Annotated in this window: 21 protein-coding genes; 16 read left to right on the plus strand and 5 right to left on the minus strand. The window is 60.5% G+C overall.

The genetic code is table 11. From position 1 onward, the window contains the following. The first annotated feature begins 30 nt into the window (after nucleotides 1-30). The 7 genes from GTP69_RS27795 (at nucleotide 31) to GTP69_RS27825 (ending at nucleotide 10,123) form a co-directional block, all read left to right on the plus strand. On the plus strand, nucleotides 31-744 hold the full coding sequence (locus tag GTP69_RS27795) for a PEP-CTERM sorting domain-containing protein (protein WP_161057921.1): 714 nt from the start codon (nucleotides 31-33) through the stop codon (nucleotides 742-744). A gap of 143 nt (nucleotides 745-887) precedes the next feature. After that, nucleotides 888-2,153 (plus strand): lipoprotein-releasing ABC transporter permease subunit, encoded by a 1,266-nt coding sequence (locus GTP69_RS27800; protein WP_161057922.1) that lies wholly within the window; start codon nucleotides 888-890, stop codon nucleotides 2,151-2,153. After that, nucleotides 2,146-2,835, plus strand: a complete 690-nt coding sequence (gene lolD / locus GTP69_RS27805) for a lipoprotein-releasing ABC transporter ATP-binding protein LolD (RefSeq protein ID WP_161045329.1) — start codon at nucleotides 2,146-2,148, stop codon at nucleotides 2,833-2,835. Before GTP69_RS27800 ends, lolD begins: the two co-directional genes overlap by 8 nt. A gap of 4 nt (nucleotides 2,836-2,839) precedes the next feature. Then, nucleotides 2,840-3,631 carry a TatD family hydrolase gene (locus tag GTP69_RS27810; RefSeq protein ID WP_161057923.1) on the plus strand — a complete coding sequence of 264 codons (792 nt, stop codon included), beginning with the start codon at nucleotides 2,840-2,842 and terminating at the stop codon, nucleotides 3,629-3,631. Between the two features lie 106 nt (nucleotides 3,632-3,737). Continuing rightward, nucleotides 3,738-4,544 (plus strand): CsgG/HfaB family protein, encoded by an 807-nt coding sequence (locus GTP69_RS27815; protein ID WP_371868160.1) that lies wholly within the window; start codon nucleotides 3,738-3,740, stop codon nucleotides 4,542-4,544. 160 nt (nucleotides 4,545-4,704) lie between these two features. Beyond that, entirely contained in the window at nucleotides 4,705-7,593 is a 2,889-nt protein-coding gene (locus GTP69_RS27820) for a TonB-dependent receptor (RefSeq protein WP_161057924.1), read from the plus strand. Between the two features lie 94 nt (nucleotides 7,594-7,687). Continuing rightward, a complete protein-coding gene (locus GTP69_RS27825) occupies nucleotides 7,688-10,123 on the plus strand; it encodes a DNA internalization-related competence protein ComEC/Rec2 (RefSeq protein ID WP_161057925.1) in 2,436 nt (811 codons plus the stop codon). On the opposite strand, the gene GTP69_RS27830 is transcribed toward GTP69_RS27825, so the two are convergent. Further along, the gene (locus GTP69_RS27830) at nucleotides 10,120-10,368 is read right to left on the minus strand and encodes a hypothetical protein (RefSeq protein WP_161057926.1); all 249 of its coding nucleotides are present in this window, start codon (nucleotides 10,366-10,368) and stop codon (nucleotides 10,120-10,122) included. The two genes, GTP69_RS27825 and GTP69_RS27830, sit on opposite strands and share 4 nt — an antisense overlap. A gap of 347 nt (nucleotides 10,369-10,715) precedes the next feature. Between GTP69_RS27830 and GTP69_RS27835 the strand changes: the two genes are divergently transcribed. The 4 genes from GTP69_RS27835 to GTP69_RS27850 all read left to right on the plus strand — a co-directional run bounded on the left by GTP69_RS27835 (nucleotide 10,716) and on the right by GTP69_RS27850 (nucleotide 13,954). Continuing rightward, nucleotides 10,716-11,447, plus strand: coding sequence for a hypothetical protein (locus GTP69_RS27835; RefSeq protein WP_161057927.1), 732 nt, complete (start codon nucleotides 10,716-10,718; stop codon nucleotides 11,445-11,447). 41 nt (nucleotides 11,448-11,488) lie between these two features. Then, complete coding sequence (locus tag GTP69_RS27840) at nucleotides 11,489-12,874, plus strand: hypothetical protein (protein WP_161057928.1); 1,386 nt, start codon at nucleotides 11,489-11,491, stop codon at nucleotides 12,872-12,874. A 74-nt stretch (nucleotides 12,875-12,948) separates the two neighbouring features. Beyond that, nucleotides 12,949-13,155, plus strand: a complete 207-nt coding sequence (locus tag GTP69_RS27845; RefSeq protein ID WP_161057929.1) for a hypothetical protein — start codon at nucleotides 12,949-12,951, stop codon at nucleotides 13,153-13,155. A gap of 238 nt (nucleotides 13,156-13,393) precedes the next feature. After that, the gene (locus GTP69_RS27850; protein ID WP_161057930.1) at nucleotides 13,394-13,954 is read left to right on the plus strand and encodes a ComEC/Rec2 family competence protein; all 561 of its coding nucleotides are present in this window, start codon (nucleotides 13,394-13,396) and stop codon (nucleotides 13,952-13,954) included. Here the strand turns inward: GTP69_RS27850 and GTP69_RS27855 are convergent. After that, the gene (locus tag GTP69_RS27855; protein ID WP_161057931.1) at nucleotides 13,951-14,307 is read right to left on the minus strand and encodes a hypothetical protein; all 357 of its coding nucleotides are present in this window, start codon (nucleotides 14,305-14,307) and stop codon (nucleotides 13,951-13,953) included. The genes GTP69_RS27850 and GTP69_RS27855 overlap by 4 nt on opposite strands. Before the next feature lie 112 nt (nucleotides 14,308-14,419). Between GTP69_RS27855 and GTP69_RS27860 the strand changes: the two genes are divergently transcribed. Together GTP69_RS27860 and dcd are read left to right on the plus strand one after the other, a co-directional pair. Continuing rightward, nucleotides 14,420-15,256, plus strand: coding sequence for an alpha/beta fold hydrolase (locus GTP69_RS27860; protein ID WP_161057932.1), 837 nt, complete (start codon nucleotides 14,420-14,422; stop codon nucleotides 15,254-15,256). Nucleotides 15,257-15,294: 38 nt separating this feature from the next. Beyond that, on the plus strand, nucleotides 15,295-15,861 hold the full coding sequence (gene dcd / locus GTP69_RS27865; protein ID WP_110847696.1) for a dCTP deaminase: 567 nt from the start codon (nucleotides 15,295-15,297) through the stop codon (nucleotides 15,859-15,861). 27 nt (nucleotides 15,862-15,888) lie between these two features. On the opposite strand, the gene GTP69_RS27870 is transcribed toward dcd, so the two are convergent. Both GTP69_RS27870 and GTP69_RS27875 read right to left on the minus strand, forming a co-directional pair. Next, nucleotides 15,889-17,541, minus strand: coding sequence for a sensor histidine kinase (locus GTP69_RS27870; RefSeq protein ID WP_161057933.1), 1,653 nt, complete (start codon nucleotides 17,539-17,541; stop codon nucleotides 15,889-15,891). A 3-nt stretch (nucleotides 17,542-17,544) separates the two neighbouring features. Then, nucleotides 17,545-18,237, minus strand: coding sequence for a response regulator transcription factor (locus tag GTP69_RS27875; protein ID WP_161057934.1), 693 nt, complete (start codon nucleotides 18,235-18,237; stop codon nucleotides 17,545-17,547). 204 nt (nucleotides 18,238-18,441) lie between these two features. On the opposite strand from GTP69_RS27875, the gene GTP69_RS27880 reads away from it, so the two are divergent. The 3 genes from GTP69_RS27880 (at nucleotide 18,442) to GTP69_RS27890 (ending at nucleotide 20,822) form a co-directional block, all read left to right on the plus strand. Continuing rightward, complete coding sequence (locus GTP69_RS27880) at nucleotides 18,442-19,050, plus strand: Spy/CpxP family protein refolding chaperone (protein ID WP_161057935.1); 609 nt, start codon at nucleotides 18,442-18,444, stop codon at nucleotides 19,048-19,050. A 57-nt stretch (nucleotides 19,051-19,107) separates the two neighbouring features. After that, a complete protein-coding gene (locus GTP69_RS27885) occupies nucleotides 19,108-19,848 on the plus strand; it encodes a hypothetical protein (RefSeq protein ID WP_161057936.1) in 741 nt (246 codons plus the stop codon). Between the two features lie 71 nt (nucleotides 19,849-19,919). Then, the gene (locus GTP69_RS27890) at nucleotides 19,920-20,822 is read left to right on the plus strand and encodes a dioxygenase family protein (RefSeq protein ID WP_161057937.1); all 903 of its coding nucleotides are present in this window, start codon (nucleotides 19,920-19,922) and stop codon (nucleotides 20,820-20,822) included. On the opposite strand, the gene GTP69_RS27895 is transcribed toward GTP69_RS27890, so the two are convergent. Continuing rightward, nucleotides 20,823-22,256: a DUF1501 domain-containing protein gene (locus GTP69_RS27895; protein WP_161057938.1), complete on the minus strand. Its 1,434-nt coding sequence runs from the start codon at nucleotides 22,254-22,256 to the stop codon at nucleotides 20,823-20,825. Nucleotides 22,257-22,262 lie beyond the last annotated feature (6 nt).

Raw genomic sequence — 22,262 nt, forward strand, 5'->3', positions numbered from 1 at the left:
TTACGCCTTACCGACCGAGAGAAAATGACTATGAAAATCAAGCATGCACTGAACACCGCAGCACTGGCGCTCACCCTGGCGTTCGCCGGTACCGCTCACGCCACGCAACAGGGCGACCAGTACACCACCACCAAGTCCTACAGCACCAACGAACTGTTGGTCGATCTGGATGGCAATTCGATCAAGTCGCCGGCGCCTTTCGCTGTCATCGGCGTGGCGACCTACGAGATGGTTAACAACGCGGATGCGCGCCAGACTTTCCTGGCCTACTGCTTCCAGCCAGAGATCGACAAGACGGCCAGCACTTACACTGCCACCTACTGGGCCGGTACCTCCCTGGTCAGCGACAAGGTGCGCGCATTGTATGAAACGTCGTATGCCAGCACGATCGGTAACGTCGAGCGTCAATTCTCGTTCCAGCTGGCGCTGTGGGAATTGAAAGCCGACGACGGCAGCTTGGCAAAAACCGACACCGGCCTGCAGTACTTCAGCGTGACCAGCACTGGTGCATTTACCGATGCCCGCGTCACCCTGGCAGACGAGATGCTGACCAAAGCCGCCGATCACAAGACGCTGGACGGTACTTATCTGTACACGGTGTTCACCGCCAAAGACTCGCAAACGCTGATCGGCGCCGCGCCGGTGCCGGAAGCGGACACCTGGGCGATGCTGGCAGCGGGCTTGGGCCTGGTGGGCTTCGTTGGCCGCCGCAAATCGAAAAAGAGCGAAAAATTCGCCGCTTAAGAAGATCTTAAGATCCTCCGCCGCGCCCGCAGCCATGCTGCCTGGCGCGGTTTTTTATGGGCGCAAAGTTCGGTGTTTCACCCATGAAAGTGCGTTTGTATGGCACACTTCGGGCTAATTTCGTGTGATCCCTTCCGGAGCCTATGAGTATTGTGAAGAATCTGCCGTTCGAATGGCTGGTCGGCCTGCGCTACACGCGCGCCGGCAAGCGCAGCGGACGCAATAGTTTTATATCGTTTATCTCGCTGATCTCCATGGCCGGCATTGGCCTGGGTGTGGCCGCGCTGATCGTGGTGCTGTCGGTGATGAACGGCTTTCAGAAGGAAGTGACGGACCGCATGCTGTCCGTGCTGGCCCACGTGGAAATCTTCGACAACAGCGGCGCCATGCCGAACTGGCAGCAGGAAGCCGTCGACGCCCGCAAGAATCCGGAAGTGATCGGCACCGCGCCGTTCGCCGAAACCCAGGGCATGCTGGTGCGCGACGACGTGCTGCGTCCGGCCATCATCCGCGGCGTGCTGCCGGCCCAGGAACCGCAAGTCTCCGACGTCGCCAGACAAACCAGGCGTGGCAGCTTCAACGCGCTGCAACCGGGCGCTTACAATATCGTGCTGGGCATCGAGCTGGCGCGCGCGCTGCGCGTCAACCTGGGTGAGAAGGTAACGCTGGCGCTGGCCCAGGGCCAGCCGACACCGGCCGGCGTGCTGCCGCGTTTGCGCTCGTTCACCGTGGTCGGCATCTTTGAAGCAGGGCACAACGAGTTCGATTCGTCGCTGGCCTTCGTCCACCTGACCGACGCCGAAAAGCTGCTGCGCATCGACGCCCCGGCCGGCCTGCGCCTGCGCCTGAAAGACATGAATCGTGCGCCGGAAGTGGCCAAGGAGTTGAAGGCCTCGATGCCGGGCGACCTGTTCGTGCGCGACTGGTCCAAGCTCAACGCCAACTGGTTCGCCGCCGTGCAGACCGAGAAGCGCATGATGTTCATCATCCTGACGCTGATCATCGCGGTGGCCGCCTTCAACCTGGTGTCGACGCTGGTGATGACCGTGACCGACAAGCAGGCCGACATCGCCATCCTGCGCACGCTGGGCGCGTCGCCGCCGTCGATCATGAAGATCTTCATGATCCAGGGTGCGCTGGTCGGCATCCTCGGCACCGCCCTCGGCGTGGCCGGCGGCGTGCTGGTGGCGCTGAACATCGATGTGATCGTACCGTTTATTGAACATTTATTGGGAGTGCAGTTCTTGTCCAAGGATATCTACTACATCAGCACCGTGCCGTCGGACTTGCGCTGGCCGGACGTCTTCAAGATCGGCGGCGTGGCCGTGATCCTGGCGTTTGTCGCCACGCTGTATCCAAGCTGGTGGGCCGCCCGCGTCAAACCTGCGGAGGCACTGCGCTATGAGTGAACCAGTCGTCCTGTCCTGCCGCAATCTCGGCAAGACCTTTACCCAGGGCTCGTATTCGGTGCAGGTGCTGGCCGGCATCGATCTCGATGTGCGGCGCGGCGAACGCGTGGCCATCGTCGGCGCCTCCGGCTCCGGCAAATCGACGCTGCTGCATTTGCTGGGCGGCCTTGATACGCCGACCAAGGGCAGCGTCACCTTGCAAGGCAAGGACTTCGCCAGCCTGAGTGAAACCGCGCGCGGCGACCTGCGGAATAAGTCGCTGGGCTTCGTCTACCAGTTCCATCACCTGCTGCCGGAATTCAGCGCGCTGGATAACGTCGCGATGCCGCTGCTGATCCGCCGCCTCAAGCGTGACGAATCCAGGTCGGCGGCGCAGCAGATTCTGGAGCGCGTCAACCTGGGCAAGCGCGTGACCCACGTGCCGGGCGAATTGTCCGGCGGCGAACGGCAGCGCGTGGCGCTGGCGCGCGCGCTGGTCACGCAGCCGGCCTGCGTGCTGGCCGACGAACCGACCGGCAATCTCGATCACGGCACCGCACAGCAGATTTTCGATCTGATGCTGGAGCTGTCGCGCACCTTGGGGACAGCATTCGTCATCGTCACCCACGATATCGAACTGGCGCGCCGCTGCGACCGCGTGCTGCGCATGACCGACCAGGGACTGCAAGCCGACGAGGTATAACGCCATGTGGATCGACACCCACTGCCATCTGGACGCGCACGAATTCGGCAACGAATCGGCGGCGCAGGCTGCGCTGGCCAAGGCGCAGGGTGTCGGCATGATCGTCATTCCTGCGGTGGAGACGGCCAACTTCCCCATCGTCGCCGGACTGGCGGCCAGCGTCGACAACGCCTGCTATGCGCTGGGCATCCATCCGATCTACGTGCCGAATGCCAAAGAGGACGACCTGCGCGTGTTGCGCGAACAGGTTGCCGCCGCCATGGCCGACCCGCGCTTCGTGGCGCTGGGCGAGATCGGTCTGGACTTCTTTATTCCCATGCTGACCGAACCGGCGATGCGCGAGAAGCAGGTTTTCTTCTTCCGCGAACAGCTGAAAATCGCCCGCGAATTCGAACTGCCGGTGCTGATGCATGTGCGACGCTCGCAGGACGTGATCCTCAAGCATGTGCGGCAGATTCCGCCGGCTGGCGGCATCGCCCATGCTTTCAACGGCAGCGACCAGCAGGCGAAGATGTATATCGACCTAGGCTTCAAACTGGGCTTCGGCGGCGCCATGACCTTCACGCGCGCCTTGCAGATCCGCCGCATGGCGGCCGAACTGCCGCTCGACGCCATCGTGCTGGAAACCGACGCCCCGGATATCTCTCCCTCCTGGGTGCATCCGGGCCGCAACAGCCCGGACCAGATCCCGCGCATCGGCGCCGTGCTGGCCGAATTGCGCGGCATATCGGAACAGCAGGTGGCGGACGCCACCACCGCCAACGCCCGCGCGGCGCTGCCGCGCATGGCGGCGTAATGTTGCTATAATTTTATTTCTGTGTTGTGATTTTTTGATAGATTTGACAATTGCGTAACAGTGCATAATTCAAAAATTATCATATAACTAACACGGAGAATCCATTGTGAAAAACGACGTCCGCCACTACGGCCTTGCAGCCTTGCTGATCCTTCCGGCCCTGAGCTTTGCGGAACCGAGCGAAGTCTCAGAGCGCGCCATCGATGTCCCGAAATGTACCGCGCCAGCCGCCAAGGTCGTTTTCACCGAATTCAAATGCAAATCCGCCGATTGCTCGTCAGGGGCAGGGCAGCAGGATCCGCGCCAGTACCGCTGGTGGGAGCGCAGCGGCAACGTGTCGCAGCCGAGCTACACCGGCGTCGGCACCGGCATGACCGAAATGCTCGCCACCGCCTTGACCCAGACCGGTTGCTTCGATGTGCAGGAACGCGCCGCACTGGACGAAATCAACAAGGAACTGGCGCTGGTCGGCAGGCGGGTAGAGGCCGAAGCGGCAGACTACATGATCACCGGTTCCATCACCTCGCTGGGCTTCGAGCAAAGCTCTACCGGCTTGGGCGGCCTGAGCTTTCTGAAAGGCCCGCTGGGCCTGTTGGCCGGCTCGGTCGACTTCAAGAAGTCCAAGGTTCACATGAATATCGACATCCGCGTGGTGGACGTCAAGCGCGCCAAGATCATCGCCTCCAAAACCTTCCAGGCCAACAACGAGAAGAACGGCTTCGGCATCTCGGCGCTGGGCTGGGGCGGCGGCACCGCCCTGGGCGGCAACCACGCCAGCATCAGCGGCTCGCCGCTGGAAGAAGTGGCGCGCGACCTGCTGGTCAAGTCCACCGCCTTCCTGACCGAGACCATCGCCACCAAAAACATCACCGAGCGCATCGCAGTCAAAGCAACCGACGTCAGCGTCAAATAAAGCACCGGCAGCGTCTGCGCACGGGCGCTGCGTAGCGTGTGATACTTAAACCAATATCGGACGGCGAAAAAAAACGATTGGATCGTGTGTTGCGATCTCCATAAGATGAATTGAGCGGTGTTAAAGCTGCATCAAAAAAAATACAACTTAGGGAGACAACATGCACCACCAATCCATCCGCATCGCGGCGGCCGCCGCACACCCATGCCACCTGAAACTGTCCGTCGTCGCGCTGCTGGGCGCCGGCCTGCTCAGCAGCGCCTCGGTGTGGGCGCAAGCGGCCATCGAAAAGACGGAGCCGATTGACGCGGACACCACCGTGGTCGTCACCGGCGTCAAGGCATCGCTGATCAAGAGCCTTGCGATCAAGCGCACCAGCGACCAGGTCATCGAATCGGTGGTCGCCGAAGACATCGGCAAGCTGCCCGATAATAATGTGGTAGAAGCGCTACAGCGCGTGACGGGGGTGCAGGTCACCAACCGCGCCGGCGGCGAAGTCGGCACCTTGTCGATTCGTGGTCTGCCCGACGTCCAGACCACCTGGAACGGCCGCACCATTTTTACCGCATCCGGCACGCAGGTCGCGCTGCAGGATATTCCTTCGACCCTGGTGCGCCAGATCGACGTCTACAAGACGCGCGACGCCAGCCAGCTGGAGACCGGAATCGCCGGCCAGGTTGACGTCAAGTCGCTGCGGCCGTTCGATTTCAAGGAGGCGAAAGTGTCGCTTTCGGCGCGTGAAACCTATCTCGATCCGGCGAAAAAGGCCAACCCACAACTCAGCGCCATGGCCAGCAACCGCTGGGAAACCGGCATCGGCGAAGTCGGCGCCCTGGTCAATCTGTCGGCGAACCAGACGAAGTACCGCAACGAGAGCGTGACGCCGGGTGCGATGGTGCCGTTCACCAGCCCTAATGCGGCCGAAGTGCCCCCAGGTTACACGCCCTTGCAGCGCATCACCGACACCAGTATCTGGACGCCCGGTACCCATACCGGTTTGCCGACGGCTGCCGGTTCAACGCTGGATTTCAACGGCAAAGCTTATCCTTATTACCTGTCGCGTGACGCCGTTTTCCAGAGCGACGTGCAGGGCAAGCGCGACCGTACCGCCGCCAATCTCGCCTTGCAGTGGAAGCCCAACAGCGATTCGGTCTACACCTTCGAATCGATGTACAACGGTTATCGCGACAAGTCCTTCAACCAGTTGCTGTTCAGCTTCGTGGACTGGTGGGGTGATCTCGGCAGCAACCCTGCGAGCACCATTACGACGTTCCCGGGAACCAACATCATCAAGAGCCGTACCGTCAATAACGTCTATGGCTTCAACAGCGGCGACTACACCACGTCGGCAACCGACTCCTACGTTTATGCCCTGAACGGCAAATGGAACGTGGGCGACCGCCTGAAGCTGGATGGTGACCTGTCGTACCAGACCAGCACCTACCACTCGGAATTCACCGCCACCCGGATCGACCGCGTCGCGCCGTCCATCAACGTCGACTTCAATGCTGGCGGTGGCAACACGGCATTTGGTTTTAACAACAACAACGCCGACCTGACCGACCCGAGCAAGTGGAATGTCGCGCAGTTCTACGATAACGCCAACCGCAACAAGGGCAGCGCCGCGACCGCCAATCTGACGGGTATCTACGAGGCCGACTGGGGCCCGCTGGAGACGATTCACTTCGGCGCGCGCTTCGACGACCGCAAGGCGTCGGAGGCGAACCGGACCCAATCGGGCACCTTGAACCGCAGCCTGGCCTCGCTGGGACCGCAGTATGTCTCCACCAACTCGAACTTCGGCACGGACATCTCGAACGTTCCGCGCTCATGGATCGAACCGAATGCCTACTACATCCGCGACCACATCGACGACTGGCGCAAGTTGTTTAGCTCGACCGATCCGAACTTCCTGACCACCGACCAACTGCGCCTGCAGAAGACCTTCGAGGTCGAAGAAAAGACGGCCAACCTGTTCCTGATGGGGAATACCCAAACCGAGCTGTTCGGCCATCGCCTGCGCGGCAATTTTGGCGCGCGCTACGTCAAGGTCGATACCGACATGACCTTCTACAAGGTGGATGCCACCACCAAGGCGGTCACGCCGTCCAGTGCCAGCAAGTCGACCAGCAAAGTCCTGCCGAGCATGACGCTGATTTACGACCCATCCAGAGACGTCGTGATGCGCTTCAACTATGGCGAAACCCTGCGCCGCCCGAACTTCGGTGATCTGAATCCGGTCTTACAGCTCGGTGACGACGTGTCGAAGGTGGGTTATGGCTCGGGCAGCGGCGGTAATCCGGACCTGAAACCGACGCGCTCCAAGAATCTGGATCTGACGGCGGAGTGGTATTTCCAGAAGGACAGCGCACTCTACGGCACTGCGTTCAAGCGCAAGATCGACGGCCTGGTGGTGGGCTTGCGTCGCAAGGTGCACGTCGATCCGGCGAACGACCCGTTCCGCAACTCGACCTCGGGCGGCGACCATACCAACGGCTATGACTACGTGATCAACTCACCGGTCAACGCCTCAGACGGCACCATCAGCGGCGCCGAGCTCGGCTTGATCTACTTCCCGAAAGGGCTGCCGAGCCTGCTGGATGGCCTGGGATTCCAGGGCAGCTATACGCGACTCACCTCGTCGCAGAACGTGCCTGACGCCAATGACGCCGGCGAGATCATCGCCCAGCTGAAGACACCGTTCTTCGGCGTGTCCAACAGCTCGTACAACGCCACCCTGGCTTACGAAAAGGGTCCGGTCAGCGCGCGCTTGTCGTATGTCTGGCGCTCCGGCTTCCTGGCTAGTAACGAAGCCGCGTTGTTTGCCAATCCGATTGGTATCTGGCGTCATCCGGAAAAAAGCGTGGACATGCAGGTTTCCTACAAAATCAACGACAACATGTCGGTCGATATCAGTGGCGTCAACCTGACCAACGAAATGCAGCAGCAGTACTACCACTTCGGTAGTGCGGGTAACGCGCAGCAGACCAATTTCGGTACGCTCCAGATCGGACGTTCGGTCTCGGTTGGCTTGCGCTGGAAGATGTAGGACTGTCGTAGTCTGATACGTATCAAACGGTGGCGGCGCGTAGGTGTGCCGCCATTTTTTATTTGCGTAGTATCGCTGGAGGGGAGGCGGTGCTATGCGGATGGCGTTGATTGGCTTCGCAGTGGGGACGGCGTGCTTGCAGTTGCAGGCGGCGTTACCGTCGCTGCCGGTGATGGCCTTGGCATTCGGATTGTCGCTGTTGCTGCTGTTGGTCTGGCGCCACATCGCGCGCCGTGTCTCGCCTGTGGTGCGCGGTCTTGCTGCGCTGGCGGCGGGCGGTGTGGCGGGATTTTTCTGGGCCGCCTGGCTGGCGCAGCGGGCATTGGCGCCGGAGTTGGCGCTGGCCGATGAGGGGCGCGATGTGCGCATCGTCGGCACGGTGGATAATTTGCCGTATAAGTTTTCACAGGGCGTGCGGTTTAATTTTGCGGTGGAGCACGCGGATGTCGAGGTGCCACCGAAGATCGCATTATCGTGGTATTCGGGCTATCGCGACCAAGTGACCGAGGTGCCGGACATTCAACCGGGCGAACGCTGGCAATTGACGGTTCGCTTGCAACGGCCGCACGGTAACGCCAATCCCTACAATTTTGATTACGAAGCGTGGCTGCTGGAGCAGGGCGTGCGCGCCACCGGTTACGTGCGCGTGGCGCGCGACAATCAGCGGCTGGATAGCTTCGTCTTCAGCGCCGGCAATGTGATTGAGCATAGCCGCGCCGTGCTGCGCCGGCGCATACTCGACGCGCTACCTGGCAAGCCATATGCCGGCGTGATCGTCGCGCTGGTGGTGGGCGATCAGCGCGGCATCGATCAATCGGATTGGCAGGTTTTCAACCGCACGGGCATCGGCCATTTGATTTCCATCTCCGGTTTGCACATCACCATGGTGGCGGGACTGTTTGCGTTGGCGGCGTTCGCGTTGTGGCGCTGGTCGTTCTTCACGCGCGCGCAATTGCCGTTGCTGCTGCCGGCGCAGAAGGTCGCGGCGCTGGTCGGCGCAGCAGTAGCGCTGCTGTATGTGCTGCTGGCAGGTTTCGGCGTGCCGGCGCAGCGCACGCTGTACATGCTGATGGTGGTCGCGGCGGCGCTGTGGTTCAATCGTCTGACCAGCGTCTCGCACGTGCTGTGCACCGCGCTTGGCGTGGTGTTGGTGATCGATCCGTGGGCGGTATTGTGGCCGGGATTTTGGCTGTCGTTCAGCGCCGTCGCCGTCATCCTGTACGCGACTGTGGGACGGACCGTCCCCGTAACGCATGCGCCACCGGCCGGTGCCGATCCGGCGGCAGCGCACGTGCCAATCCCGCCGACGTACCGCGAACGTTTCTGGCTGGCGCTTCGCGTTGGCGCTTACACGCAATACGCGGTCACCCTCGGACTGGTGCCGTTGACGATGCTGCTGTTCGGCCAGGTGTCGGTGGTTAGCCCGCTGGCGAACGCGGTCGCCATTCCGTTGATCAGCCTAGTCGTCACGCCGCTTGCGCTGGTTGGCAGCATGTTGCCTGCGGTGCTGGCCACGCCGGTACTCACGCTCGCGCACTGGCTGGTGGAGTTATTGGCGCTATGTCTGCAATGGTTCAGCGCCATGCGCTACGCCGTGTGGAGCGCGCCGCAGCCGCCGTTCTGGCTATTCTGCTGGGCGATGTTCGGCACCATCTGGTTACTGGCGCCGCGCGGCTGGCCGGTGCGCTGGCTAGGGCTGGCGACGTGGATTCCACTGCTGGCCGCCGAACCCACGCATCCCGCGCCGGGCCGCATGACGGTCACCGCGTTCGATGTGGGGCAGGGCATGGCCCTACTGATCGAAACCAGCGGCCATCGGCTGCTGTACGACACTGGCCCGGCCTACAGTCCCGAATCCAACGCCGGCAATCGCGTCATAGTGCCGTACCTGCGGGCGCGCGGCATCAACGCGCTGGATGGCATGATCGTCTCGCACAGCGACGCCGATCATTCCGGCGGCGCGCTGTCGGTGCTGGAGGGCGTGCGCACCGGCTGGGTGCTGTCGTCGCTGTCGCCGCAGCACGCCATCGCGCAGGCTGTGCGCCAGCACGTCCATTGTGCCGCCGGCCAGCGCTGGCGATGGGATGGTGTAGACTTCGAAATCCTGCATCCCCGGCCCGGCAGCTACGCCAGCCATGCACTCAAAGCCAACGCGCGCAGTTGCACGTTGAAGCTGACTGCGGGCGGCAAGTCGATCCTGCTGGCGGGCGATATCGAAGCGGAACAGGAAGCGCAGTTACTGGAACATGAAGCCAGCCGCTTGCCGGCCGACGTGCTGATTGCGCCGCACCACGGCAGCGGCACATCGTCGACTTACGCGTTTCTGCAAGCGGTCAAACCGCAACTGGCGCTATTTTTGGTTGGCTATCGCAACCGCTATCGACATCCAAAACAGGAGGTGGTGGATCGTTACCGGCAACTTGGCATCGCCTGCCTGCGCACCGATCAATCCGGCGCCATCACGCTGGAATTCGGCGATAGCATCACCGCGTCGGCATACCGGCGCGACACCGCGCGTTACTGGCGCTAATACCGCTTCCACGAGGTCAATGCCGGACAGCCGATACTGAGCGCACCATTGCTCTTCCCGGACGGCGACGTAACCGGCCCCGTCATCCAGCACTTGGTCTGTCCCTTGATCGTCTCGGTGTAATAGACAATCCCGTCCGGGCTTTTGTAATAGCCGCGCCAGTCGTTCGGGTTGGCGCCGACGTAGCCGCGTTCCATCGCCTGCGACAGATGGCCGTAGCGGTTGTCCGGCTTCCCCTCCGGCACAGCCGGCTCTTTGCCCCGGATCTTCTCATCTTCTTCGCGGCGGTTGCGGCGCGTGACAGGTCGCGGTCGTTCAAGACCTTTGCCTTACCTTCTCTCATCAATCCGCCATAAATGTTTGGAAATTGCATCATTGACATGACCATCCGGCCAGCCTTCTTTGCTTCGTCCACTGGAAGAGTGGCGTCAGGCAACGGAATGTTCACTAATTGCATTTAGTAAACTTTGATGGCAGTCTCTTCGTCGAGCTGTGGAATTGTTGACTACCAGTTTTTTTTAAAATGGCAAGATGATATGCTAGTTGGCAACTGGGCATTGTGAGACCTAGTCCAAGACAAGGGTAGAGGTTAATGACTAAACGGGAAGAAATTCAAAAAGAGGTAGAGGCTCTGTACCAAGAGGGTACGAAACTTGCGGTGGCATTTCAGAAAAAAGAGGAAAAGCAATTTCAATATGATTACCAACGCTGGTATACAAAGGCCTTAAAAGTTGTATCTGTGTTAGCACCTGATCGTCATGCAGAGTTTCGTGCTTATTACGAAATTGACGCCAAACGTAAATCTTTGGGGTATGAGACGTATGTAATTCAGGATTACATAAAAAATGTGGTGCCGAATAAAATTAATTATCCTAAATTCGATACTCGTTCACAGACGTTGCAATGTTTTTTTAATCAAATAACCATTCTCAATGCAGTTTCTGAGTTTATTGAATCAAATCTCTCTAACATTGAAGGTCAAATATACTCTGAAATTCAAGATGGTGGAATTTTAATTGCTCGCCAATTGTTAAAGGTAAGCATAAGAGCTGCCGGTGCATTAGTTGGTGTTGTGATTGAAGGTCATTTGCAGAAAGTGGCTGATGCACATGGGATAAAAATTGGCAAGAAAAATCCTACAATTTCAGACTTGAATGAACCCCTCAAAGCGGCCGCTGTTATTGATACTCCTACTTGGAGGAAAATTAGTTTTCTTGCGGATGTACGTAATATTTGTTCGCATAAAAAAGACATTGAGCCTAGTAAACAGCAAGTAGAAGAATTAATTCAAGGTGCTGAATGGCTAATTAAAAATGTGTTTTGATATTTTGTCGAAACCAAAATTGAATTTTTGCTGGAGGTTGCATGCAGTCTTTTTCTACTGAATTTCCTGTTCAAGAAAATATTTCCGGTGGTGAATTTTTATCGGCCGTTAAGGATTGGATCGTAGGCTCTCGGTACACCTATTTGAAGGCGAGTGACTTAGAGCAAATTGGTAGTGCTGGAGAAAGCAAGGTTACAGTTGAAAGTGATACCGTTGAAATTTTGCGTGTCGATACAGATGACACAGAATCAATTGCGGTTTCGTATCACAAGCGTGACGACAATTGTGATTGGATAAGTACCATTGTTTTTTCTGGAACGCCATCATCGAATTGGGTTAGTGTGCGCGTTATGTGTGAGCCACATCTCCCAACTGCAAAACTACCGGAGGCGAAAAAGCCGGTTGTGATGCAGATATTATTGTCTAAACTTGGCGGAGGGACAGACGGTAAAGTGCAGGTAACTGACAAAGCGGTAATGTTATCTGAAAGCCAAGTTGAGCTGGCAGCGAGCTATATCTTAGGAACAAATGGAGCCTATTTGCCGATTGTGTACATAAGTGCGCCATTTCGGGGCAAAGCAGAGTTTAATTTTGATGCCTTAGCCAAGCAGCTTGCTGGCATGGCGCACGTTGTTGTAGAACCTAGCCGTGCATTTTCGATTCGACTGAAAGATATTGTGCACGCGCAAAACGTGTATGGCGGCGCGGTCGGGGTATATTGGTCTGAAGGGGGAGGAAGTAGGAAATTCTTGGAAGGAAGAAATATATCTGAATCTATATTTCACGAAATTCGGCTCGCATTAAATAATAGAAGACCTTTAATTCGATGCACATGGAACTCTGTCAAGGAAATCCAATCTCGGAAAATTTTGAATGAATTAAGGGATGCTGGGTCAACTGATGTGCAAAACTACATTGATGCATTTGATGCAGAGCTAAATGCAAAAAATGCCGCGTTAACCGATGCAGAGAAGGAAATCCATCGCCTTTCCGCTGAAATACGACGCCTTGAAGCTAGATCGTCAGCAGAGTCTGGGATGATGCTCGAATTGGGGCAAGAGCAAGACTACTTTGAAAATGAGATAAAAGATATTGTTCTCGATGCTTTGACGCACGCTGTTGGTTCGGTAACTATCGATAGCCGTAGGCAGCATGTGTTGAATGCGATTTTGAATGCGAATTCCATAGCACAAGGCGCACAAACTATTCGTGAGAGACTGAAGGCCTCTTTGCGGGACTACCGAAGCCTAGATTCAAAAACGGAGAAAGAACTAGAAGCCTGTGGTTTTTCTATTTCTGATACAGGAAAGCATTTTAAGTTGACGTGGATGGACGATGATCGATATACATTTACTTTAGCTAAGACTGCTAGCGATCACCGTACCGGTCTTAATTCTGCACTCGATATAGGTAGACTATTCCTATAATAGTAATGTTGAGTGTTGAATGTTGAGCAGCGTGATGAAGGCGCTGCCTCAAAGTTTCAGATTTGGATGATCTGATGAACGACAGCCTGCACTTCGCCTTGCTTTTCTTCGGGATTTTTGGCTGCCGTTCAGCGCCGTTTGCCGTCATTCTGTACGCGACGGTGGACGGACCGTGCCGTGAACGCATGCACCACAAGCTGGTGCAGATCTGGCTGCGCCGCACGTCCCGGTTCCGCCCGCGTACTGTGAACGTTTGTGACTGGCGCTACGCGTTGGAGTAAACACGCAATAGGCAGTCACTCTCGAACTGGTGCCTATGACGATGCTGCTGTTCGGCCAGGTGTCGGTGGGCCGCCCAGTGGCGACTCCGGTAGCCATCCCGCTGATTAGCTTTGTCGTCACGCTGGTTGCTCTGATTGGCAGAATGCGGTGCTGGCCTCGCCGGTGCTCGACCTTGAGCACTGGCTGTTGTAGTTTCTGGCGCACAGCGACGCCGATCATTCCGGTGGCGCGCTGTCGGTGCTGGAGGGCGTGCGCACCGGCTGGGTGCTGTCGTCGCTGTCGCCGCAGCACGCCATCGCGCAGGCTGCGCGCCAGCACGTCCATTGTGCCGCCGGCCAGCGCTGGCGTTGGGATGGCGTCGACTTCGAAATTCTGCATCCCCAGCCCGGCAGCTACGCCAGCCATGCACTCAAAGCCAACGCGCGCAGCTGCACGTTGAAGCTGACTGCGGGCGGCAAGTCGATCCTGCTGGCGGGCGATATCGAAGCGGAACAGGAGGCGCAGCTACTGGAGCATGACGCCAGCCGCTTGCCGGCCGACGTGCTGATTGCGCCGCACCACGGCAGCGGCACGTCGTCGACCTATGCGTTTCTGCAAGCGGTCAAACCGCAGCTGGCGCTATTTTTGGTTGGCTATCGCAACCGCTATCGGCATCCCAAACAGGAGGTGGTGGAGCGTTACCGGCAACTTGGCATCGCTTGTCTGCGTACCGATCAATCGGGCGCCATCACGCTGGAATTCGGCGACAGCATCACCACGTCGGCATACCGGCGCGACACCGCGCGTTACTGGCGCTAATATCGCTTCCACGAGGTCGATGCCGGACAGCCAATGCTGAGCGCACCATTGCTCTTCCCGGACGGCGACGTAACCGGCCCCGTCATCCAGCACTTGGTCTGTCCCTTGATCGTCTCGGTGTAATAGACAATCCCGTCCGGGCTTTCGTAATAGCCACGCCAGTCGTTCGGATTGGCGCCGACGTAGCCGCGCTCCATCGCCTGCGACAGATGGCCGTAGCGGCTGTCCGGCTTCCCTTCCGGCACGGCCGGCGTCTTGCCCCGGATCTCCTTATCGATCTGCGGCAGACTTTTCTTGGCCGCGTCGATGTCCAGCACCGCCAGCAACGCCAGGATGGCTTGAATTTTCTTCATATCAAAATAATATTAACAGAAGATTCACTTGTGGCAAATTAGAGCGTTTCCCCCAGTCTCCGATCGGAGTCCACATTACAATGAAGTAAAAACAACCATACGGAGACCGCTTGTGAGCAAGCCCAAGCTGCATTTCGCCCATGCCAATAGTTATCCGGCGGGCGTGTACCGACAATACTTCGCGCTACTGTCCCAGCATTTCGACATCCAGTCGCTCGACATGCATGCACACAATCCGCAGTACCCCGTCACCGACGGCTGGCCGCGCCTGGTCGACGAATACATCCACGAACTGACCACCCGCTACAACGAACCGGTGATCCTGGTCGGCCATTCGCTGGGTGGCATGCTGAGCATGATGGTGGCGCACAAGCGCCCTGACCTGGTGCGCTGCGTGGTAATGCTGGATGCGCCGGTGGTCGGCGGCTGGCGCGCCTTCGCCTGGCACGTGATCAAGCGGCTGGGCCGCGCTTACACGATGCCGCCCGCCAAGTTCTCCATCCGCCGGCGCAATGTCTGGCCGGATGTTGGCGCCGCGTACCAGCACTTCGCCGCCAAGGACTTGTTTGCCGCCTGGGCGCCCGGCGTGCTGGCCGACTATATGGACAGCGGCCTCAAGCCGCACGAGGAGGGCGTGCAACTCCGATTCACGCGCGAGAACGAAACCGCCGTCTACGCCACGCTGCCGCACCACCTGCCGCAGTTGCTGCGCAAGGGCTATCCGGTGCCGATCGGCTTCATCGGCGGCGACAACTCCTGGGAGACCAGCCAGTCCGGCCACCAGCACACCAAGGCGCTGGTCGGCAGTCATTTCCGCATCCTGCCTGGTGGCCACCTGTTCCCGATGGAGAACCCGGCTGCGGCCGCCGAGGCCACCAGGGAAATGATCGACGACCTGTTGTCTGGGCAACCTGGTAAAAAAGTTCTTAAAAAGGCGGCGTTAGCGTAAAATCTCGGGCATTGTAAAACTTGAAGGATGGCATTGCGATGACGATTAAAAGCGATAAATGGATACGCCGGATGGCGGAAGAACACGGCATGATCGAACCGTTCTTCCCGGATCAGGTACGCCAGGAAGAAGGCCGCAAGGTAATTTCGTACGGCACCTCGTCGTACGGCTACGACATTCGCTGCGCCGATGAATTCAAGATCTTCACCAACATCAACAGCACCATCGTCGATCCGAAGAACTTCGATTCCAATTCCTTCGTCGACGTGAAAAGCGACGTCTGCATCATCCCGCCGAATTCGTTCGCGCTGGCCCGCACCATGGAATACTTCCGCATTCCACGCAGCGTTCTGACCGTGTGCCTGGGCAAATCGACCTACGCCCGTTGCGGCATCATCGTCAACGTGACGCCGTTCGAGCCGGAATGGGAAGGTTATGTGACGCTGGAGTTCTCCAACACCACGCCGCTGCCGGCCAAGATCTACGCCGGCGAAGGCTGCGCGCAGGTGCTGTTCTTTGAGAGCGACGAAGTCTGCGACGTGTCCTACAAGGACCGCAACGGCAAGTACCAGGGCCAGCGTGGCGTGACCCTGCCAAAAGCATAAAGATAACGCGGGCCGAGGCCCGCGTTTTTATTTCTTCACCGGCAAAACCATCTCGACGCACAGGCCGCCGCCAACGCGATTGCTGGCTTTGATGCTGCCGCCGTGCGCCTGGATCACATGCTGGGCGATTGCCAGTCCCAGACCATGGCCTTCGGTGCTGGCGTTACTGGAGCGGAAGAAGGGCTGGAAGATGGTGTCCAGATCGGCCGGCGACACGCCCGGTCCGCGATCCAGTACCCGTATCACCAGCTGGCGCGTGTCGGCCAGCGCGCGCACCTGCAATTGCACCTCGCCGCCGTCCGGGCTGTGCTTGATGGCGTTGCGTACCACGTTTTCGATGGCGCGGCCCAGCAGGTCGGGCTGGCCCATGACCTGCACGTCCGCTTCGCCGTCCTGCACCACGCTGCGCTGCTGGCTGGCCGCTTCGTAGCGGGCGTCGTCGGCGATCTGGTCGAGCAGGTCGGCCATGCTGATTTCTTCCTGCGACGCCTTGATGGCACCGGCTTCCAGACGTGCCAGGGTCAGCAGTTCGCCGACCAGCTTGTCCATGCGCACGCTTTCGCGTTCGATGCGCTCCATCGACGCGCTCAATTTCTCCGGCTGCTGGTGCGCCAGGCCAATCGCGGCCTGCAGGCGCGCCAGCGGCGAACGCAGTTCATGCGAGACGTCGTGCAGCAGGCGGGTCTGGCCGTCCATCAGGCTGCGCAAGCGCGCCGTCATGCGGTCGAAGTCGCGGCCCAGATCGTTGAGTTCGTTGCCGCTCTTGCCGCCGTTTGCGTTGGCGAAGCGCGGCGACAGGTCGCCGTTGGCGGCGGCGTCAAACGCTTGCCGCAAGGCGCGGATCGGGCGCGAGAAGTACCACGCCAGCAGTACCGAGAACAGCAGGCTGGCCAGGATGGCGGCGGCAATCGGCACCCAGGGGCCGAGCGGCTGGAAGCGTGGACCCCATTGACGGTCGCCGCCCATGTCGCCCTGCATGCCGGGGCCGGGGCCGCCGAAGCCTGGCTGGCCGTCGCCCGGCATGGGGCCGCGGCTACGGCCATCGCCAGCCTGGGCGCCGTCCAACGCCGGCATGGTGCCGGTTGGGCCGGGTGCGCCGGCAGGGCGGTTAACGTCACCGGCGCCGCCAAAGCCCGGCGGCGGACGGTTGCCACGGTCTTCAAAACGGTCGCGGCCATCGCCGCCTTGCAGCACCGAGGCCGCTTTCATGGCCATTTGCGCGCCGCCGCCCAGACCGGCCAGCAGCGGACGGTTGTCGCTTTCCATGCCACGCAGGCGTTCGCCGGATGGCAGGAACAGCATGTAGCGCTTGCCGTCGTCGCCGGTCACCTGGCGCACCACGCGGCGCTTGCCATCTTCCTTCAGGCGCACGCGGGTTTCCTGCAAGGTCTTGGGATTGACGATGCGGCCCAGCAGCTCGTGTTCCTGCTCGTCCACCGCGTAGACGCGATGGCGGTCCATGTTTTCCAGCATCCGCTGCAGCGCCTTGACGCCGCCGAATTCCAGCGTGGCGGCGGCCGAGTTGATGGCCATCTCGGCCGGCGGGCTGGTGTCGAGGTTGACCAGCGGGCTGGTCTGTTGATTGCGGCTCTTCAGCCAGATGGCGCCGCCAATGCCGACCGTGGCGGCAAACTGCGCCAGCAAGATGCACAGGAAGAATTTCCAGAACAAACGACCCAAGGCTTACTCCTTGATCAGCTGGTAGCCGAGTCTGTAGACGGTTTGCAGGCAGGAGCGGCCGTCGGCGATGGTGCCGAGCTTGTGGCGCAGCGAACTCAGGTGGACGTCGATGTTGCGGTCGAAGCGCGCCAGCGGACGGCCCAGGCCTTGCTCGGACAGGGTGTTCTTGCTGACTGGGCGGCCGGCGTTACGCGCCAGCACTTCCAGCAGATTGAATTCGGTGCTGGTCAGTTCCAGCTTGTCGCCGGCCCAGGTGGCGCGGCGCTGTTCCGGCCACATGATCAGCTGGCCGACCGAGATGGCGGTCTGCTGGCTGTTGTCGGCCGGCGCGCTTTGGGCGCGGCGCAGGATGGCGCGGATGCGGGCGGTCAGCTCACGCGGCGTGCACGGCTTGGCCACGTAGTCGTCGGCGCCCAGTTCCAGGCCGACGATGCGGTCGGTGTCGTCGCCGCGGCCGGTCAGCATCAGGATCGGCAGCTGGCTGTTGGTGCGGATGCGGCGCAGGGTTTCCAGGCCGTTCATGCGCGGCATCATCACATCGAGGATGGCGATCGAATACAGGCCGGTAAAGGCTTCGGCCGTGCCGGCCTCGCCGTCGTGGACGGCTTTGACATCGAAGCCTTCCTGTTCCAGGTATTCCTTAAACATGCCCACCAGTTCGATGTCGTCGTCTATCAGCAGTACTTTGCTCTTCATTGCCGCGCTTTTCTTTAGATACAGATCGTCAATCATAACAGCCCCCATGCGGCTTCCGGCGCGGTTTTACCCCGATTTACAACGTATTGCCTGATGGGAATTGGATGTCAGATCATCATCTTTACGCAGATTTACGTTGCCCTAACGCCACTTAACGGTGCCGGCCCAGAAAATGATGGCTCACTACCAATCAAGGATCAGGGCATGAAAACATCAAAACAAAATGGTCGCAACATTCTGCTGGCCGCCATCCTGGCGCTGCCGCTGTTGACGATGGGGGGCGCCGCCCGCGCCGACGAGACGACTAACGACCAGCCGCCACCGATGGCGCAAGGCGATCATGGCCCGCGTGGCCCGGAAGGCGATGACCGTGGTCCAGGTGGTCCAGGCGGCCCGGATGGCCAAGGCCCGCGTGGCGGCCCAGAGCGTGGCGGTCCGGATGGCGGCCCTGACCACGGTCCCAGCTTCGGCCCAGGCTTTGGTCCCGGCCCTGGCCGTCCGCCATTCTTCCACGGCCTGGAACTGAGCGAAGCGCAGGAAGACAAGGTCTTCACCATCCTGCACGCCGAAACCCCGTATCTGCGCGAACAAGGCAAAGCCGCCGCCAGGGCCCGTGAAGCGCTGCATGCGCTGGCCAGCGCCGACAAGTATGACGACGCCAAAGCCGCCGCCCTGGCCAAGGAAGCCGCCACCGCTGAAGCCAACATTGCCTTGCAGCGCGTGCGGACGCAACAGAAATTGCTGGCCGTGCTGACGCCGGAACAGCGCAAGAAGCAAGCGGACGACAAACCGCGCCATCCGCAGCGCGATTAACGTTTTTTGCAAAGCAGTGCCCGTAATGACCTCTAAACCAAATAAGCGGAGAATCGTATGTCAATCAGCGCCCTGAGTTCCACCAGCGCCGCCAGCGCGCTCAGTTTCCTGAGCCGTCTGAGCAGCACCAACAGCGTCAGCAGCAGCAACACCACCGATAGCACCCAAGGCGTGCGTCCGCCGCCACCGCCACCGGATGGCGGCGGCGACTTCGCCAACGCCATCGCCGAAGCGCTGAAGTCGATCGGTATCACCGACACCTCGTCGAGCAGCAGCTCCAGTTCCAGCAGCGACACCTCGACCGCGTCGACCACCACCGATAGCACGGACAGCACCACCACCGATGCCACCGACGTGGCGGCGGCGCTGGGCAGCTTCCTGCAAAGCCTGATGGGTGCGCTGCACGCGCAAAACAGCAGCAACGACACGCCGCCGCCGTACAACGAGCAGTCGGCTGGTGGCCAGGGTGGCCCGGGCAAGCTGGATTCCGATCTGCAAAGCCTGATTGCCAAGCTGAGCTCGGGCACCACCGACAGCAGCACCAGCACGGATAGCACCGGCAGCAGCGATGCGGTCGATCAACTGGAAAGCTCGTTCGCCAACCTGCTGGACAAACTGGGCGTTAGCACCAGCACCAGCACCAGCGCCGACAGCACGGCCAGCACCGATAGCACCGACAGCAGCACCAGCACCGCCAGCAGCGACGCCACCAGCAAGCTGGAAGCCTTCCTGCAAGCCCTGTCGACCAAGGTCGGCAATCACGGCAGCAGCGGCAACCTGGTCAACACCACGGTCTGACGCACTAAAAGTTGCATCCGTCGCCACGCCTTGCGCGTCGCGGCGGCTTTCTCACCCAAGCAGGAGCAGGTATGGATATCCACGACGAAATGCACGAACACAGCCTGGCCGAAGATCTGGTCGCAATGCTCAACCTGAACAGCGACCGTCGCCAGACGTTGCGCTGGCTGCTGGCTGGCGCCTCGACGCTGCCAATGATGGGTTGCGGTGGCGGTTCCGACAGCGCCAGCGGAACCACCAGCACCACCTCGGCCGCGACCACTACGCCGCCGACTACGACCACCACGACTACCACCACGACGACCACCACCACGCCGACCGTCGGCTCGTGCTCGGTCATCCCGGAGGAGACCGGCGGCCCGTATCCAGCCGACGGCACCAACAGCACCAGCGCCGGCGTGGTCAACGTACTGAATCAATCGGGCGTGGTGCGCAGCGACATTCGCAGCAGCTTCGGCAGCGCCAGCGGCACGGCGGCCGGCGTGTCGCTGACCATCAAACTTCAGTTCGTCAACGCCAACAACAACTGCGCGGCCCTGTCCGGCGCTGCTGTCTACCTGTGGCATTGCGACCGCGACGGCAACTACTCGCTGTACTCCAGCGGCGTCACCACCCAGAACTATCTGCGCGGCGTGCAGGAGACCGACAGCAGCGGCAACATCACCTTTACCACCATTTATCCAGGCTGCTACTCGGGCCGCGTGCCGCACGTTCACTTCGAGGTGTACCCGTCGCTGGCCAAGGCCACCACCGCGTCGAGCCGCATCAAGACGTCGCAATTCACCTTCCCGGTGGCGACCAGCAACGATGTGTACGCCACCACCGGCTACAGCGCCAGCGTGCGCAACCTGGCCGCGATCAGTTTTGCCACCGACAATGTCTTCAGCGACGGTTACGCGCTGCAGATGGCCACCATCACCGGCAACGCCACCGATGGCTATGTCGCGACGTTGACGGTGGCGGTTTCCGCCTGATCAGCTGGCCATGAAACCGAGATCGCGGTTGCTGAAATTGACGATGCCGGGAAACACGTCGGCAATCTGCGTGGCCGACAGCCCGAACCAGCTGGCCAGCGTGGCGCCGTACTGGTCGACCGAGGTGGTTGGCAGCAGCGATCCCGAGCCGACGTCCAGCGCGTGGCCGAGGCCGGTCACCGGCATGCTGCCGTAGATGTCCTTGCCCTTGACCGCGCCGCCCATGATGAAGTGGTGCGCGCCCCAGCCGTGGTCGGTGCCGTCGCCGTTGCTGGTGAAGGTGCGGCCGAAGTCGGAGGCGGTAAACAGCGTCACCTGCCTGCGCATATCGGCGCCTTGCAGATTGCCCATCACACCGTCGAAGTAGGCCATGGCGTGCGCCAGCTTGGCCAGCAGGTCGGCCTGGTTGGTGCGCTGGAAATCGTGGCTGTCAAAGCTGCCCAGGCTAACGTAAAACACCTGGCGGCGCACGCCCAGCGTGCTGCGACCGCCGATGAGGCGGGCTACAGTCTGCAACTGTACCGCCAGCGGATTGACCGCCGCCACGCCGGTATTCGGATTGACGTACTGGGTGGGGTCGGGAACGCCGCTGCCGACCGCCGCCATGGCGCTGCTGAGCGTGGCCTGGGCGTCGATGGCGCGCGCGACCACCGCCGCATGGTCCTTCTGGAACGGATCGGACTGTTCGCCGCTAATGATCTGGCGCAGTGGATTGCTGCCGGCCGGCAGGCCGAACAGGCTGTCGTTCAGGCGGTTGATCGGCACCGCGTAGCTGCCGCTGATCTGGTATTGGCGCACCGTGCGGCCGGCCAGGAACAGCGCATTGCCGGCATTGGAAACGCAGGTGAAAGTGGAGTTGCCGTTGGCCGAGGCCATGATGTCGGCCATCCGCCCGCCCCAGCCCGAGGTAGCCGACGATTCCATTTGCGAAGATTGCCAGGTGGCTTGCTGGTCGTTATGGGAGAACAGGCGCGGCGGCAGCGCCACGGCGCCGGCCTTGTACTGCGCCAGCGTGGTCGGCTGGATCAGCGTACCGACATTGGCCAGCACGCCGAGGCGGCCGGCGTCAAACAATTCCTTCAGCGGCCCCAGCGACGGATGCAGCGCAAACGTGCGGCCTGATTGCGGACTGTTCGGCACGATCGGCAGGACGCCGCCGGTGGCGCCGACGCCGGGCAGGGCGATCGAGCCGCTGTCGGTGGTGGTGCGGATGCGCTGGTATTCGCTCCACGAGCTGCTGTCGGTCGCCAGCACGGTATTGAAATGGTCGTTGCCACCGGCCAGGAACAGGCAAACGATGGCTTTGTAGTCGCTGGCGTTCTGCGCGGCAGCGTTGCCCATTGCCGCCAGGTTCAGTGTGAAGGGCACGGCGCCGGTGCCGGCCAGGGCCAGCATATTGCCGAGGAATCGGCGGCGCGAAGGGTGATGGTGCATGGCAGT

It is taken from the genome of Duganella levis, assembly GCF_009857605.1.
GTDB classification, from domain to species: domain Bacteria; phylum Pseudomonadota; class Gammaproteobacteria; order Burkholderiales; family Burkholderiaceae_D; genus Rugamonas; species Rugamonas levis.